Source organism: Cryobacterium sp. 10I1 (assembly GCF_035019805.1).
GTDB lineage: Bacteria > Actinomycetota > Actinomycetes > Actinomycetales > Microbacteriaceae > Cryobacterium > Cryobacterium glucosi.
This window is the reverse complement of record NZ_JASJVF010000542.1, coordinates 1-631: the sequence shown is the minus strand read 5'-3', so window position 1 is coordinate 631 and position 631 is coordinate 1. Positions and strand designations below refer to the sequence as shown.

2 protein-coding genes are annotated in these 631 nt (G+C 70.5%); one reads left to right on the top strand and one right to left on the bottom strand.

The window, feature by feature from the left end; translation table 11 throughout:
• Positions 1–330, top strand: a 330-nt coding sequence (locus QN345_RS19675; protein WP_323509194.1) for an ATP-binding protein, incomplete at its 5' end; no start/stop codon positions are given.
• 28 nt (positions 331–358) lie between these two features.
• On the opposite strand, the gene QN345_RS19670 is transcribed toward QN345_RS19675, so the two are convergent.
• On the bottom strand, positions 359–631 hold a 273-nt coding region (locus tag QN345_RS19670), incomplete at its 5' end, for a tetratricopeptide repeat protein (RefSeq protein ID WP_323509193.1).

Here is a 631-nt window from a genome sequence, read left to right as displayed (position 1 = left end):
CCCCACTCCGACATCGTCGACATCGACCGGTTCGCGTTCGAGACGGCCCTCGTCGAGCTGGCGTCGAACGTCATCCAGCACGCCGCCGCGGGAACCGGCATCACCTGCGTGCTGTCGATCCACGCCGACGACCACGAGCTCAGCGCCCGGATCAGCGACACCGGAACGGCCGGAGCGGTAACGCTGAGCGGACCTGTGCTCCCCGAGGACCTCGCGGAGTCGGGCAGGGGGCTCGCGCTCATCCAGATGCTCGTCGATTCCGTGCACTTCGAACGGGTCGGAGACCTCAACGTCTGGACCATCTCCCGCGCCAGGCATCCGCTGCCCTGACGAATCAGACGGAGTCTTCAGGCGAGAGTCAGGCTGCGGCGCGCTCGAGCGTGATCGCTGTGCGGATGGCGCCGCGGGCGCGTTTCCGGTCCCCGGCGGCGTCGTACGCGAGGCCCAGCCGGAACCAGGCCTTCCAGTCCTCCGGTGCCGCGTCGACCGCGTCGCGGTACTGCGGGAAGTCCGCGTCGGCCGCGTCCCTGACCGGGCGGCCGCTCGCGCGGATCGGCAGGGTCTCGACCGGGAGTTCTCCGCTCGCCTCGAGCAGGCGAACGAGCCTGGCCGAGCGGGATCCGAAGGTGAC